The sequence below is a fragment of the Thalassospira sp. A3_1 genome, from assembly GCF_017744215.1.
GTDB lineage: Bacteria > Pseudomonadota > Alphaproteobacteria > Rhodospirillales > Thalassospiraceae > Thalassospira > Thalassospira lucentensis_A.
On the sequence record NZ_JAGHQQ010000004.1, the window covers coordinates 276,752 to 291,542 of the forward strand.

The 14,791-nt window shown below is 53.0% G+C and carries 14 protein-coding genes and 1 pseudogene; 5 read left to right on the forward strand and 10 right to left on the reverse strand.

Annotated elements, in window-relative coordinates:
- Positions 1-98: 98 nt before the first annotated feature.
- The 5 genes from J7395_RS17915 to J7395_RS17935 all read right to left on the reverse strand — a co-directional run bounded on the left by J7395_RS17915 (position 99) and on the right by J7395_RS17935 (position 6,630).
- Positions 99-1,235, reverse strand: a complete 1,137-nt coding sequence (locus J7395_RS17915) for an ABC transporter substrate-binding protein (protein WP_209222883.1) — start codon at positions 1,233-1,235, stop codon at positions 99-101.
- Positions 1,236-1,237: 2 nt separating this feature from the next.
- The gene (locus J7395_RS17920) at positions 1,238-2,455 is read right to left on the reverse strand and encodes an MFS transporter (RefSeq protein WP_209222885.1); all 1,218 of its coding nucleotides are present in this window, start codon (positions 2,453-2,455) and stop codon (positions 1,238-1,240) included.
- 4 nt (positions 2,456-2,459) lie between these two features.
- Positions 2,460-4,907 (reverse strand): TonB-dependent receptor, encoded by a 2,448-nt coding sequence (locus J7395_RS17925; RefSeq protein WP_209222888.1) that lies wholly within the window; start codon positions 4,905-4,907, stop codon positions 2,460-2,462.
- A gap of 120 nt (positions 4,908-5,027) precedes the next feature.
- Positions 5,028-5,987 (reverse strand): FecR domain-containing protein, encoded by a 960-nt coding sequence (locus tag J7395_RS17930; RefSeq protein ID WP_209222890.1) that lies wholly within the window; start codon positions 5,985-5,987, stop codon positions 5,028-5,030.
- 124 nt (positions 5,988-6,111) lie between these two features.
- Positions 6,112-6,630: an RNA polymerase sigma factor gene (locus J7395_RS17935; RefSeq protein WP_209222892.1), complete on the reverse strand. Its 519-nt coding sequence runs from the start codon at positions 6,628-6,630 to the stop codon at positions 6,112-6,114.
- A 299-nt stretch (positions 6,631-6,929) separates the two neighbouring features.
- Between J7395_RS17935 and J7395_RS21030 the strand changes: the two are divergent.
- Positions 6,930-7,028: pseudogene (locus tag J7395_RS21030) on the forward strand (alcohol dehydrogenase catalytic domain-containing protein); the annotation flags it as partial.
- A gap of 83 nt (positions 7,029-7,111) precedes the next feature.
- Here J7395_RS21030 and J7395_RS20935 read toward each other — a convergent pair.
- From J7395_RS20935 to J7395_RS17960, 5 genes are all read right to left on the reverse strand, one after another.
- On the reverse strand, positions 7,112-7,258 hold the full coding sequence (locus J7395_RS20935; protein WP_247742273.1) for a hypothetical protein: 147 nt from the start codon (positions 7,256-7,258) through the stop codon (positions 7,112-7,114).
- A gap of 192 nt (positions 7,259-7,450) precedes the next feature.
- Positions 7,451-8,146 carry a Crp/Fnr family transcriptional regulator gene (locus J7395_RS17945; protein ID WP_209222894.1) on the reverse strand — a complete coding sequence of 232 codons (696 nt, stop codon included), beginning with the start codon at positions 8,144-8,146 and terminating at the stop codon, positions 7,451-7,453.
- Positions 8,124-8,861: a Crp/Fnr family transcriptional regulator gene (locus J7395_RS17950; RefSeq protein WP_181850583.1), complete on the reverse strand. Its 738-nt coding sequence runs from the start codon at positions 8,859-8,861 to the stop codon at positions 8,124-8,126. Before J7395_RS17950 ends, J7395_RS17945 begins: the two co-directional genes overlap by 23 nt.
- 108 nt (positions 8,862-8,969) lie before the next feature.
- Positions 8,970-9,638, reverse strand: a complete 669-nt coding sequence (locus tag J7395_RS17955; protein ID WP_209222897.1) for a Crp/Fnr family transcriptional regulator — start codon at positions 9,636-9,638, stop codon at positions 8,970-8,972.
- Positions 9,625-10,392: a hypothetical protein gene (locus J7395_RS17960; protein WP_209222899.1), complete on the reverse strand. Its 768-nt coding sequence runs from the start codon at positions 10,390-10,392 to the stop codon at positions 9,625-9,627. Before J7395_RS17960 ends, J7395_RS17955 begins: the two co-directional genes overlap by 14 nt.
- A gap of 223 nt (positions 10,393-10,615) precedes the next feature.
- Between J7395_RS17960 and J7395_RS17965 the strand changes: the two genes are divergently transcribed.
- The 4 genes from J7395_RS17965 to J7395_RS17980 all read left to right on the forward strand — a co-directional run bounded on the left by J7395_RS17965 (position 10,616) and on the right by J7395_RS17980 (position 14,790).
- Positions 10,616-12,343 carry a nitrite reductase gene (locus J7395_RS17965; RefSeq protein WP_209222901.1) on the forward strand — a complete coding sequence of 576 codons (1,728 nt, stop codon included), beginning with the start codon at positions 10,616-10,618 and terminating at the stop codon, positions 12,341-12,343.
- 74 nt (positions 12,344-12,417) lie between these two features.
- Positions 12,418-13,248, forward strand: coding sequence for a uroporphyrinogen-III C-methyltransferase (gene cobA / locus J7395_RS17970; RefSeq protein ID WP_209222903.1), 831 nt, complete (start codon positions 12,418-12,420; stop codon positions 13,246-13,248).
- Entirely contained in the window at positions 13,232-13,570 is a 339-nt protein-coding gene (locus J7395_RS17975; RefSeq protein ID WP_209222905.1) for a cytochrome c, read from the forward strand. Before cobA ends, J7395_RS17975 begins: the two co-directional genes overlap by 17 nt.
- Positions 13,567-14,790, forward strand: a complete 1,224-nt coding sequence (locus J7395_RS17980) for a cytochrome D1 domain-containing protein (RefSeq protein WP_247742262.1) — start codon at positions 13,567-13,569, stop codon at positions 14,788-14,790. The genes J7395_RS17975 and J7395_RS17980 overlap by 4 nt, the downstream gene beginning before the upstream one ends.
- Position 14,791: the final 1 nt, after the last annotated feature.

A 14,791-nucleotide genomic window follows, 5' to 3' on the forward strand; every position in this document is an offset into this window, starting at 1 on the left:
CACATGTCCCCGCAACCAGCATAAAATGCGATATGAGTTCTACAAAACCTTCATTTAAACTGTAAGTGCGATCGAGCAAATAACTCAGCAATCGATGATCACATATTATTGGCGAGACTGCCAAAATACCCCGGCTGATAATTGATCGGCAGAAAGTGATCATGCAGCGTCCTGAATGTTTCGTCGGGATCAAGCTCGGAAAACAGGTCCGGATGGAACCATTTTGCCATCTGCTGGATCGCGACGAACTGATAGGGACTGTTATAGAACTGATGCCAGACAGCGTGGAACGCATGCGTTTTTTGCGCCGCAATTCCAAGATAGGCTGAACGTGTCGGATAATATTCCAGCTTTTTCTCGACCAATTGCGCATCCGCTCCCGGCCCGACCGGCACCCATTTTCCGCCCGGCACATAGGCATCCCACGCGGCACTGGTGATAATCACATGATCAGGGTTTGAAACCAGAACCTGTTCAGCATTGATTTGCCCGAATGTTCCCGGGATCAGGTCCTTGGCGATATTGTCGCCCCCCGCCATTTCGACCATCGCTCCGAAATTGCCATCCCCGAATGAATGGCAGCAATCCTCGTAAAAACCGGCAGCCCGGTCGATGAATACCTTTGGTCGCGACGGGTTGGCTTCCGCCAGTTTATCGGTCACGCGGGCAATTTCGGCGGCGCGGAATTTGATGAACTCTTCTGCGCGAACTTCCTGATCGAACAGTTTGCCAAACAGCCTGATTGATGGCTCGGTATTGTGTTCCGGATCATGCCGGAAATCGATATAGATCACCGGAATGCCAAGCGCACCAAGCTTTTCAACATAGTTCACCTCGTCCACGGCCTGTTGTGTTTCAAGGTTCAGGAACACAACATCAGGCTTTTGCGCAATCGTGGTTTCGATATCAATCAGGCTTTGTTCCAGCCCAGAAAATGCCGGTATATCGCCAAAGACCGGGAACTTCGCCAGATAGGCCTGATAGGTGGCCGGGTCGGCCTCGATCAAATCCTTGCGCCAGCCGACAATCCGCTTTGCCGGATTTTCACGATCCAGTGCGGCGATGATATAAAGCTGCCGCCCTTCACCCAAGACAGCCCTTTGGATCGGCACATTGACCCTGACCTCTCGTCCAGCAATGTCGGTGACGGTGATCATTTCGGCCTGTGCCACCTGGATGAACAGCAGGCTTAAACCTGCGGCGGCAATCAGGCGCGATATCGTTTTTACGATCATTATTATTCTCCGGGAATTTCTGATGGTCGGGCACTCGTGAATGCACGCGCACGTGCAAAAACGGTCAGGACAAACCCGATGGCGTAGACAAGACCGACAAGAAAATAGATATTTGAAAGACCGGCGGCCTGACTGAACCAGCCGCCAAGGGCGATGCCCGCGATGGATGCAAATTGCGCCGTACTTTGTGCAAGGCCGAGCACATGCCCCTGACGGTAATCACCCGCCGCGCGTGACACAAGGGCGGTCAATACCGGCGTCGTCGCGCCAAGCAACACCCCCCAGATGAAATACATCGCGGTAAAAACAAAGATCGACCGGGTGGCGCCGGCCAGCAAGGTCACCACAACACATCCGGCAATCACCAGACACATGCCGCCCAGAACATCGCGCGCGGCACGCCCTTCGAAATGGCGTGCCCAAAGGGATGCTGAAACGACAAAACCAAGTGCCAGCAAGCCATAGCAAAGACCGACAATCCAGTTGCCGACATCAAAGATGTTCAGCACATAAATCGAAAACGGCGATTGTGTCACCATCCGGCCCAGCAACAAAACACCCAGAATGGTCAGAAGAGATACGATCTGTGGTGATCGCAAAATGCTAATCTTTTCCGTGGGTGCGACATTGACAACGGCACCACGCCCTGCATCTTTTGGCACCACAACCGGCAGCAATGCCCAGACCGAACCCAGACAAACGGCGCACAGAATGGCTGCTGAAAAGTTGATCCAGAAGAAAGCCGCATGATCAAGGATCACACCACCGACCAATGCGCCGCCAAGCGACCCGACATTGGTTGAAACCTGAAGATAGGCAAAAAGCTTTGCCCGCCGTGCCGGACTTTCGATGCTGACGCCATAAGCCTGTGCCGGCGCAATATAGCCCGCACACGCCCCTTGCAGGAACCGCAACATCAGGATCAGCCACACGTCATTGGCATAGGCCAGCGCAAGCTGGGTAATCGCAAGCCCGAAAAGGGCGCGCATCATCATCGCCTTGTGACCGAACCGATCCCCAAGCCGCCCCCAGAACGTGCTGGTCAGCATGATGCCCAGCATCGGCCCGACATAGACCGCAATACTGGCAAATGTGAACAGGTCGTCTGATTGGCTTAATGAACGCAAATGAACGGGCCAGAACGGCCCGCTCATCTCCATCGCGCCCATAGAGACCAGCTGGATGATAAACAGAAGATGTATCTGCCAGCGAATGGACATCCACTTAGAAATCTGCAGTAACAGAAACAAATGCCGTTCTCGGTGCTCCAAGCGAAAGCAATCGATAGTCGTTGACACCAGACCAGTATTTCTCATCCGTTATGTTTTGGATGCTGGCACGCACAGTCATAGGCGTTCCATACAGTTCGGTCTTGTAGCGCGCCCCAAGATCAAGGGTTGTCCAGTCTGGAATGCCTTGGCGGTTATTTGTGTCAACGAACTGTTCGGAGGTATGCGTAATTGTTCCACTTAATGTCAGTCCGTCTACAAATGGTGTGTCCCATTCGCCGACAAGATTAACCTGCATGTCCGGTGTACCCACAGGCCGCTTGCCCTTGATTGCCGGATCAACAGCCTTGGTAATTTCGGAATCAAGGAACATGACGCCACCCAACAATCGAACATTCTCAGTCACCCGCCCAAAGACATTGAATTCAAGACCTCTGTTTCTCTGTTCATTATCCGCACGGAAGACATTTGTATCAGGATCAACATCACCGTCCGGTTTGGTAATTTGAAATACGGAGATGGATCCACCGATGGTTCCAAAATCAAGCTTCACGCCACTCTCAATCTGCTCGGTAACATAAGGGGACATTGCCTGCCCCTCGTTTGCCGTATCGTTACCCGCGATTTCCCCTTGATTGAGACCTTCAACATAGTTTGCATAAAGGGAAACTGTCTCAACGGGCTTTACCACCAAGCCGACCATAGGTGAGATAGCACTATCATCATAACTGCTGCTAATCACACCATTGGTGTAGTTATCGGCAGAAATGCTCTGATGGCGAGCGCCTATGGTGAACAAAACCTGTTCATCCCAGAATGCCATCGTGTCAGCCAACGCATAGCCGGTTAACTGAGATTCTGATGTCTTTCCCCTACTGGCCGGAGCTCTAAAAATAACCGGCGCAGCCGAACTAATTGCATATATGTTCCCGCTGGGAGCTGTTCCGACACCTGTGCTATTAACACCCTGCCGTAAGGTATTTTCATACCGGGTAGCTTCAAAGGTTGCCTTATGCTTCACTTCGAGAGTTTCGAATTCCCCGCGAACACCGCCATTAACCGACCAGCGATCCGTCAGGAAGCGGCGATAGGAGAGACCAGTTTCGGCATAGTCACCCGCAGAATTCTGAAGTGTTGGCGTTCCAAACAAACGATCCAGTTCTGTACGCCCACCACCGAAACCGCCGAAAACAGTAAGATTGTCAAACGCATCATATTCCGCCTGAACCAAGCCGGATTGATCAATGGCATCTGACCATTCCCATTCCTGAACCGGATTTGTTGAACCATCAGGTGCATCTGGCACCGCAAAAGTGCTCGTTGCAGGAATGAAAAATTCTCGTGCTGGCGCATTGAGTTTTTCGCGCTGATCAATCAGATCAATCGAAGCACGGAATTTATCCCCTTTGTAATCAAGGGCCAAGGCTCCCAGTGACCGTTCGCGAGTTTGATGGTCCAAAAAAGTATCGCCGTTATGATATCCACCGTTAAAGCGGACACCGAATTCCTCGTCGGCCCCGAACCGACGGCTGAAGTCAACATTGCCGCCTGCTTGTTCTCCTCGACCATAGTCGGCCGTCACACGATTCAGGTCCACATCCCCGGCACGCTTCGGCACGATATTAATCGCACCGCCAACGGCACCGGTTGGCGACATACCGTTCAACAAAGCGTTGGGGCCCTTGATAACCTCAATACGTTCGGCAACATTCGAATCAACACGAAAGGTTGGTGCAACGCCATAAGCACCGTTAAAGGACACTTCACCTGCGTTGCCAAGGTTCATACCAAAACCACGAATTTGGTAGGTATCCAAATTGGATGTTTCAGCATTCGGTGCACGAACGGATGGGTCATATTGCAGAACATCCGCAATGGTTTCGGCCTGCTGATCGGCAATCTTTTCGCTGGTATAACTCGTGATGCTGACCGGCGCGTCCATGATGTCCGTGTTACCTAGCATGCCAAGACGCCCACCGGTCGCAACCTGGCCACCAGCATAGGCGGGCGGTAGATCGGATTGCGTGCTGTTGGCTTCAACGCGGATCGGATCAACAACCGCGGCACCGCTTTGCCCGGCTTCTGCCGCAGGGTTAATCAGGATCAATGAATTTTCGCCGGTTTCACGATAGGAAAGTCCGGTACCGCGCAGCAATGAATCAATTGCAGCGGGAACTGTCATATCGCCGCGGATTGCGCGCGCGCCTTCGATAGACGGCAGATCAATCGTATAGGCAATCCGCCATCCCGAAGCGGCGCCGATTTCAGCGATCCCTTCAGCAAGGGAAGAAACCGAGATATCAAATGAATAGGTCGCCTGTGCAATTTCGGTCTGCACATTTGCCGCCAGCGCCCCCGTTGTCGCTGGAACCACCATTGCCGTTGAAACCAGCAATGCCGAAATCAGAGAGTATGTTCTTGTTCTTGCTTGTTTGAATTCCAACTTCCCGCTCCATAAACGTCTTTTCTTTCAGGCAGGTCCCCCCTGCATCTAAAAAGACAAACGAACGGGAAATAAGAGTCCTCACATCGGAGGATGATTTTTTGCGAATTTTTCGCAATCTCAATAAATAACTGTCAACCATGGCGAGGTTCTAACGACCTTTGCGCCAATTGCATCGGCAACAGTTTCAAGCGATCCGGGGATATCGGTCGTCGGAAAACTACCGGAAATACTGCGCGTTCCTACATCGCCAATCACAACGATGCGACCTTCGTCAAAGTTTTCCAACCGGGCGGTCAGCTCTAAGACGGGCATGTTGTGCACACTAAGACGCCCCTTCATCCAGGATAGCGCAAGTCCGACATCACCGATTTCGGATGGTAAAAGTGTTCCGTCATTGACAACAACCTGCTGCCCCGGTCCCAGCAGAACACCGTTTTCATCCTGCGCGCTTGACACACGAACAGCCCCGTCCTCGACAATCACAACAGTCTGTTGTGAAAGACGATCCACATTGAACCGGGTGCCAACGACCTGCACTGTCACGTCACCGGTATGGACTCTGAACGGATCGCCGTTGCGATGAACAACTTCAAAAAATGCCTGCCCGCGCAATAATTGTATCTCCCGGCGACCACCACCAAAGTTGGTCGATAGGGCACTGTTTGCGGCAAGCCGCACAACCGAACCATCGGGCAATTCAACTGCCGTGACATTTGACTGACCACTAACGATATCGGCCTGAATATTATCAATAAAATCGGGATGCAGGAAAAAGATCGCGCCAGCAACAAACGCCATTCCGGCGAGTGCAGCAAAGCCACGCCGCGGGCGGAACCATGACAGAAAACCGGAAAGTGCTGGCTTCCTTTGGGTTTCGGAAAGGCGTTTTGCCGGTTCTTCGATCCGTGCCCAAAGCACGCGCATCTGATCGAATGCCAGTCGGTTATTACGGTCCGCATTCAGCCATTGTTCAAACTCGTATTCCTGCTCAGCCGACAGCGAACCACCTGCCCGTCTTGCGTGCCAGAGTGCAGCTTCGTCCTTTTGCTGTTCAGTCGGTTCAAAAGCGCCTTGCATAGGTTCCCGGTTCGCCCGTCATGATCTGGCGTTCATATCAGTAAATGATGTGATCCGCCAAATTCCCTTTCTATAAACAATAACGGATGACGATAAAATATCCTCATAGCGCGTATGGGATTTATCAGACGTCGTCGCGATAGTCTGCCAGCCGTTCCTGGCAATGGCGCATGGTCCGGGCCAGCTGTTTTTCCACCGCACTGACGGAAATGCCATACTTTTTCGCCAATTTCGCGTTGGATATGCCATCGACACGATGGAGGATGAACATCTCGCGCGCCTTTGGCGAAAGTTCCAGCAAGGCACGGTCAAGCGCGGAAAGCGCCTGACGGGCTTCGGCATGATCGTAAGGAGATGACGTTTCGCACAGCCAGAGCTGAGCCGGGAGAACCCCGTTCATTGCCTGCGCACGGCCAAAGCTGCTGCGGTGATGATCGATGACCGCATTGCGTACGGATGCATAAAGCATCTTTGTATTGGCTTCCGGTTCCCCGCAATCACCGGACTGCATCAGGCGCGCATAGACATCCTGCACAAGTTCGGCCGCAACTTCACGATCACGTATCCGCCGAACCACCATCGCGACAAGCTGACGCCGATGGTCTTCGAACAGCTTTGCAAGTGTGTTCCTCCAGAAACTCATGCGCAGGTTCTATCATTGCCTATGAAACCCTGCCAAACGGCCCGTTTTACGAGCCCCGACAGACAGCCCCCACAACGGTGACGAGCGGACCGTATCAGTAATGATAATCACTTTCAATATTATTGATACGTTTTATGGCCAAGACGATCTTCGGTTCGACACCGAAGCAACCACCGCCCCTGTTGGTGATGAAGTCCTTATCCGTGTTGGTGCCGGTGGTGTGTGCGGTTCGGACATGCATTACTATTTCGAAGGCGGGATTGGTCAAATCCGCGTGCGCGAACCCATCATCCTTGGACATGAAGCCGCGGGGTACCATCGTTGCACTTGGCCCGGATGCAACCAGTCTGGGCGTCGGGCAAAAGGTTGCAATCAACCCAAGCCACCCGTGTGGCACGTGCCGTTATTGCCCGCAGAACCTGCAGCAGCATTGCCTGAACATGAAGTTCTTTGGGCCGGCGTTGCCGGCGAAATCCCGGTCCTATTCAATCCGCTGGTCGCCAAGGAAATCAGGATCACCAGCACCTTCCGGTTCCATGCGGAATTTGCCGATGCTGTGCGCCTGATTGACTTTGGCGATATTGATGTAAACCCGATCATCACCCGACCTTCCCGCTTGAAGCAGCATCGGAAGCCTTTGATCTGGCACGGGATCGAAGTCAATCGGTTAAGGTTCAATTGTCTTTCGCCAATTGAGTCCGACGGAACCGGCATCAAAAAGGCTGTGGCTTCATATGGACCGCAGCCTTTTTGTTTACGACGCGGCAAACCCATTCGCAGACATTTTTACGTCACGAGAGATCAGGCCTACCGTCATATTCTATCGCGAAAGCTCGTACAGAACCGCCCGGTCAAGGATGCGCAGTTTCGGTCCGGCGGCAATTGCGCCTGTTGCCTCTAGCTTTCGAAGCGAACGCGAGAATGTTTCTGGCGTAATGCCGATCCGGCTTGCGATCTGACGTTTTTCAGGAAAGTTCGTCTCGTCCTCGCCACCCAGATTCTCACCACTGCGTTCTTCGAAATCGATCAGAAATGAAGCAATTCTCTGGATCGGTTTGGTGTGGCGAATTTTGAAAATTTCTTCAAGGAAGAATCGTTCCCACCGCAGAAGTCCGGCAAGGACTTCGGCCATGACATCGGGCGCACTGCGTAAAACGGAAAGATAGGTATCGCGCGGAATGGCGATGATCTCGCAATCTTCCATGACCTCGCATTCCACCGGATATGCCCGACCGGCCAACGAAACGGCTTCGGCGAATGCCCCTGATTGGGTCAGGAAATGCATGACGGTTTCTTCGCCCTGCGGGGAAACCTTTACAAGGCGCAAGTGTCCGGAAAGCAGAACATAGAAGTTACTGGCAACATCACCGGCACGAAACAGATGTTCGCCGCGCGAATGGCATTCAACACGACATTTTGCCATCAGATTATCAAGCCGCGCCCCGCCAAGAGCAGACAGAAACGGGACCTGTCGGACGATATCGTAATCGATTTCAGACAGCGGTCTTGAACGCATCTTCGCCCCCTTCCTTGGCATCATTCCCAGACAACCCGCACCAATCGGCCAGCATTTCCGCATCTGCAATCCGGATAATGTGACCATTGGCATGTTGCGAAACACCAATTTCAGAAAGTTTCTTAAGCGCACGAGAGATCGTTTCGCTGGTCATTCCCAACTTGCGGGCCAAGGCAGACTTTTCAATGGTCAGGGGTGTTTCATGCACACCGTCAATTGGCACCGCATCTGCCAGGAAATAGATCGCCAGACGTTGTGCCGCAGACCGGCATTTAAGTTCTTCGGCCTGTCGCAACATCTGACACAACCGTTCTGTCATGGCCGACATCATGGTCAGTGCACGGTCGAAATGGGCCGCAAGAAAATCGGCAAAGCCCGCACCATCAATACGAACCGCTGTCGTTGCCTCCAAGGTACGAACCGAAACCGCATAACAGCCATCGGGCACCAATGCGCATTCCCCGACAAGCTGGCCATTCCCCAGAAGATCAATGACCCCGTCTTTACCGTCCTGATCCTTGAAAGACAATTCGACATGCCCATTCACAATCAGATAAAGCGCTGACGCCGGTTCATCTGCCGAAATCATCATTGTATCGGTGTCAAATCTGACCCATTGGCACAAGGATGCCAGTTCAAGGATATCTTCCTGCGGCCAAGTTCGGAAATAATTCGCAAAGCGAAGAACACCGGAAATGCGTTCGATATCATTCATCACGGCATCGTCCATTACAGATAAAGGGAAGAATGCATTTACTGGAACAACTCTAACATCAGCCCAGATGATCACGTTTGTTCCAGATCAATTTTGATCGGAAAACGCTTATCGACGCGAGAACTGCCTTAGCCCTTCGACATCAAGGATGCTCATCCTTGTATCCCGGGCAATAAATCCGTCGTCTTCAAGTTTGCGCAATGCGCGTGAGAATGTTTCCGGCGTTACCCCGATCCGGTTTGCGATGACATGCTTGGGGACGATTTCGGCATCATCAGTCTGCGACAGCAAAAAGCCCGCAAGGCGCTGCGATGGGCTACGCTGACGCAAATCATTGAGCTCCCTGTAGAAAAACCGTTCCCTCTCGATCAATGACTGCATCATCCGACCAATCATCGCCTTGTCATTCCTAAGGCGATTGACAAGCTGCATCCTGCTGATGGCGATAATCTCGCTGCCGGGATCGCATTCGGCAGAAACCGGATAACGTTGCCCGGAAAGAACAACCGCCTCGGCAAAGGACTCACCTGCTGAGACAAGATGGAAAAGCGTTACCCGCCCATCGCCCAGAATTCGAAACAGACGCACCTGCCCCTTGATGACAATAAAGAACTGTTCGGCGGGCTCCCCTTCGCTAAACAGCAATTCGCGGCCGTTATAAATCACAACGGCCGCACCATTTGTCATCGATACGATTTCATCGCGCGAGAAGGCAGAAAGAACTGCTACCTTCGACATCAGACTGAAATCCGCATCATTCAGGTTACGGCGTGACATGATCGGCTCCAAACTCTGTCCGAGCTGACTGCAATGGTTGAAAACTGATTCTGCGATGATGTCGACCGCAATTCACATGATCGGCCAACAGCGAAGACAACTCCCACCACGTGCCAACCGGTGCGAGCATGCCGACTTTCTCATCAGACCGGGAATTAACAGAAGCCGGAATATCAATGCGGCAATGCGCCCCATCCCCCGTCATAAGGGGAACAAAAAGGGCATTTCTGCACCTTGTCATGTTTCGCCAGTTGGCGAGAGACGGTTGGCCATCAATCTGGACATTGTAGATTTCGTCGTGATCAAGATGGTGCGAAAGTATCGCTCGCAACTGCTGCATTTCGGGCGACGGGCAGATGTCACTCTTCTGCCCGTGTGACACCAGAAAAATTGCCGTTTTATCCTTTTGATTTCCCCCCGCCTTTAACCGGGTAGCAATTCGAGCTGCCAGCATCCGGTCATATCCGGGCAAGTGCCCAGCAAACGGCAGAAGTGCCTTCTGTTCCAACCGGGCATCGGCAACAAGTGCGGACAGTTCAGCCACCAAACCGGCGCCCGGCGTAAAGAACAGGGGAAAGACAAGCACGTCAGACGCCGAATTCCGCGTCATGACCTTCAACACATTCCCCGCTGATGGTGTTGATCGCAAAAATGAAAGGCGGATGTCGAAATGCGGTAACAGATGTTGCAGATGCGCGGAAAACATCCCGCCGGGCACGGCACCAGTTCGTAGCGTTCCATGCGCGACAATCATCAAAACCGGATCGCAGACGGACATAACCATTCCCCTGTTTCACTCTCTCTGAACGCATTTTGCGGGCTTTTCCCCCAAGCGTATTGACTCCCGTCAAGAGTGGAACGGCTCAAAACCATAATGTTCTTATGGTTATTTGATCATCATCAAGGCTGGCTCGCGTCGAAAGATCAAATCTCCGCAACCGGGAGCGAAGGCTTTCATTTTCCTAATGGAGGGACGCATGAAACTCACAACTCGGCTGAGACGGTCGGCAGCGCCGCTTGCACTTGGTTTCGGCCTTATCTTTGCCTCGGTGGCAATCGCCCAGGAAAAACATCCTGAAAGCGAAAGCACCTATGAACCCAGCCTCGAGTCACTTCCGACCGATGGGTCGCAACCCGGTACACACGAAGGTGTGCCAACGATGACGGCCGATGAATTCAACCAGGGCCGCAAGATTTTCTTTGAACGTTGCGCAGGTTGCCACGGCGTTTTGCGCAATGGTGCAACCGGCCCTGCCCTGACAACGGACCGCACCCGCGATCTTGGTTACGAATATCTGCATGATTTCATTACCTATGGATCCCCTGGGGGGATGCCGAACTGGGGAACGTCGGGCGAACTGTCCGAAGAACAGGTCGACATCATGGCCCGCTATGTCCTGCAGGACCCGCCCCAGCCGCCGGAATGGGGTATGGAAGCCATGAAGGAAAGCTGGAAAGTCGTCGTTCCGGTTGACCAGCGTCCGACCAAGAAGATGAACGATCTTGATATCGAAAACTTGTTCTCGGTAACACTTCGTGATGCAGGTCAGATCGCCCTTATCGACGGTCATGACTACAAGATCAAATATGTGATCGATACCGGATATGCTGTTCACATTTCTCGTGTATCTGCTTCGGGTCGATATCTGCTGGTTATCGGTCGTGATGCCAAAATCGACATGATTGATTTGTGGATGAAAGACCCTCAGGTCGTCGCATCGCTTAAAGTCGGTCTCGAAGCACGGTCTGTCGAAACATCCAAAATGAAGGGATGGGAAGACAAATACGCCATCGCCGGTTCGTACTGGCCGCCGCAATATACGATCATGGATGGGGAAACTCTTGAACCGCTCAAGATCGTTTCGACCCGCGGCATGACCTATGACGAACAGGAATACCATCCGGAACCCCGTGTCGCGTCCATCGTGGCATCGCACTACAACCCGGAATTCGTGGTTAACGTCAAGGAAACGGGTCAAGTTCTTCTGGTCAACTATCAGGATCTTGACGCCCTTCAGGTCACCTCGATCAGTGCGGAACGGTTCCTGCATGACGGTGGTTTTGACGCAACGGGCCGGTATTTCCTTGTCGCGGCCAACGCACGGGACCGCGTTGCCGTCATTGATACCAAGGAACGCAAGCTAAGCGGGATTGTCGATGTTGGTATCAAACCGCATCCGGGTCGCGGGGCGAACTTTATTCATCCGGAACTCGGCCCGGTCTGGGCAACCAGCCATCTTGGCGATGACACCATTGCATTGATCGGTACCGATCCGGAAAAACATCCGGAAAATGCGTGGAAAATGGCGGCATCCATTGACGGGCTCGGCGGCGGGTCGCTGTTTATCAAAACCCACCCGAAATCGACCAATCTGTGGGTTGATGCACCGCTGAACTCGGATGCCGAGATTTATCATTCGGTTGGTGTACTCGATATTAATAATCTTGATACCGGTGTTGAAACACTGCCGATTGCCGAATGGGCTGATCTTGGCGACGAAGGTGCCCAGCGCGTTGTTCAGGGTGAATACAACAAACAGGGTACCGAAATCTGGTTCTCTGTCTGGAACGGCAAAGCTGAAAAGTCAGCCATTGTGATTGTTGATGACAAAACCCGGAAGCTCAAGAAGGTCATCAAAGATGATCGCCTTGTGACCCCGACGGGCAAATTCAACATCTACAACACCCAACACGACATCTACTGATCTGCTGAGCCGGAGGCCATTCACGGCCTCCGGACTTCCCGCATTTGAAACCTTGCCAAAACAGGGGAAAAGTCATGCAAAAATCCGGGCGTATTTATCTTGTCGGAGCCGGGCCAGGCGATCCTGAATTGCTGACCATAAAGGCAGCACGTCTTCTCGACCGCGCGGATGCCGTTATCTATGACCGGCTTGTCTCCGATGAAATACTTGAACTGGCCAACCCGTTTGCAGAACGCGTTTATGTCGGAAAATCCACAGGATCCCACAGCCTGAAGCAGTCCGAAATCAATACGCTTCTGGTTCATATGGCCAGAAAACATTGCCACATCGTTCGTCTGAAGGGCGGGGATCCGTATATTTTCGGACGCGGGGGTGAAGAGGCCGAATGGCTCAGCCTGCATGATGTTCCGTTTGAAGTTGTTCCCGGAATTACAGCCGCCGCAGGATGCATGGCACAACTTAATCTACCGCTGACCCATCGCGGTCTGGCAACCAGTGTGCGCTTTGTCACCGGCCATATGCAGGCAGATGTCGAACCGCATCATGACTGGCGTTCCCTTGCCGATCCGGACACGACGCTTGCGATTTACATGGGCGTAAAAACCATGCCGGTAATCGCGGGCAAACTGCTTGAACATGGGTTGCCCACCGATACGCCGGTGATGATTATCGAAAATGGTTCAACACCGGATCAAAGACATTTCCGCAGCACATTGGGCAATGTCTGTGACGACCTGAACCGGCTGGATTTTGATCCGCCCTGCATGATCGTCATTGGCCGCGTCATTTCACTGGCTGATCGACTATCACTGCCCGAGGCCGAACTTCTATCCGAAAGCCGGTTTGACCAAAACGCAGCACCCGACTTTCCCGATGGGGGTCTACGTTATGCCCATACTGCGTAGTTCCCTCGTGATCCTGATCACCACGCTCACTTTGGCAGGGACCTATTCAGTAAGTGCGGAAAACGCGACTTCTTCCCGAAGCCCCCATGCGCTGGAGCAAATGGTGCGTCAGGATTGCGGTTCCTGTCATGGCCTAACGTTTAAGGGAGGTCTGGGATCGCCCCTTTTACCGGAAAACCTTGCGGCTTACAGCGTCGAGGATTTGACAACCATCATCCTCGACGGATTGCCAGGAACAGCCATGCCGCCCTGGCGCGCAATCGTGACACCCGATGAGGCCACGTGGATGGCCCGCTATCTGAAAACAGGAGAACCCGAATGATGCGCATTGCATTTTCGGCCCGCATTCCTTCCACCGCGTTACAGGCAACCCGCAACCTTTTGGTTGTTGGGGGCATTTTGCTTTTGGCGGGCTGCGCAAATATCTCATCCGTTCGCGGGACGGCTGATCTGGCAACCGTCGTTGCCCGGGCCACTGGCGAAGTTGTCATCCTTGACACCAGTACCCGGCAATTTATCGGTATCGTTGAAGGCCTTGGTGATCTATCACATGCGTCGATCGTCTATTCCCGGGACGGACGGTTCGCATTCGTCTTTGGCCGCGACGGGGGATTGACCAAGGTAGACATTCTCAAACATGAAGTTGTCGTTAGAACCTTGCAAGCGGGCAACAGTATTGGCGGAGCCATCAGCCAGGACGGCAGACTGGTGGCGGTTGCCAATTACGAACCCGGCGGTGTCCGCGTTTTCGATAGTGAAACCCTCGAACTGTTGGCCGATATTCCTGCAAGCATTGACGGCAGTTCGGATCGTTCAAAAGTCATCGGGCTGGTTGATGCGCCAGGGAACCGGTTTGTTTTCAGCCTTTGGGATTCCGGCGAAATCTGGATAGCCGACTTCTCAACCGGCAACGAACCAAAGATCAGCCGCTACAAAGATATCGGAACACAGCCCTATGATGCGCTGATCACATCCGACGGTCGTTATTACATTGCCGGTCTGTTTGGCGAAGACGGCATGGCATTGCTTGATCTTTGGCATCCGGAAAATGGCGTGCGCCGCATCCTTGATCATTATGGCATGGGTGAAGAACGCTTACCCGTTTACAAAATGCCCCATCTTGAAGGCTGGGCGATTGCGGGGAAACGCGCATTTGTACCGGCCATCGGTCGCCACGAAGTTCTCGTGATTGACACCGAAAACTGGCAGCAGATCGGACGTATTCCCGTCCATGGACAGCCCGTTTTCGTCATGGCCCATCCCGATAACAGGCATGTCTGGGTCAATTTCTCGGTCCCGGATTACGACACGGTCCAGATAATCGACACGGAAAGTCTGGCAATCGTGGGGGAACTGAAACCCGGCACCGGTGTCCTGCATATGGAATTCAGTCCACGTGGCGATCAGGTCTGGCTGTCCGTTCGTGATGACAACAAGGTCGTTGGATACAATCCCTACACGCTCCAGCCGATTGCCGAACTTCCGCTCCCCAGTCCCAGTGGTATTTTCATGTCTGACCGTGCCGGTCGGATCGGGTTGTAGG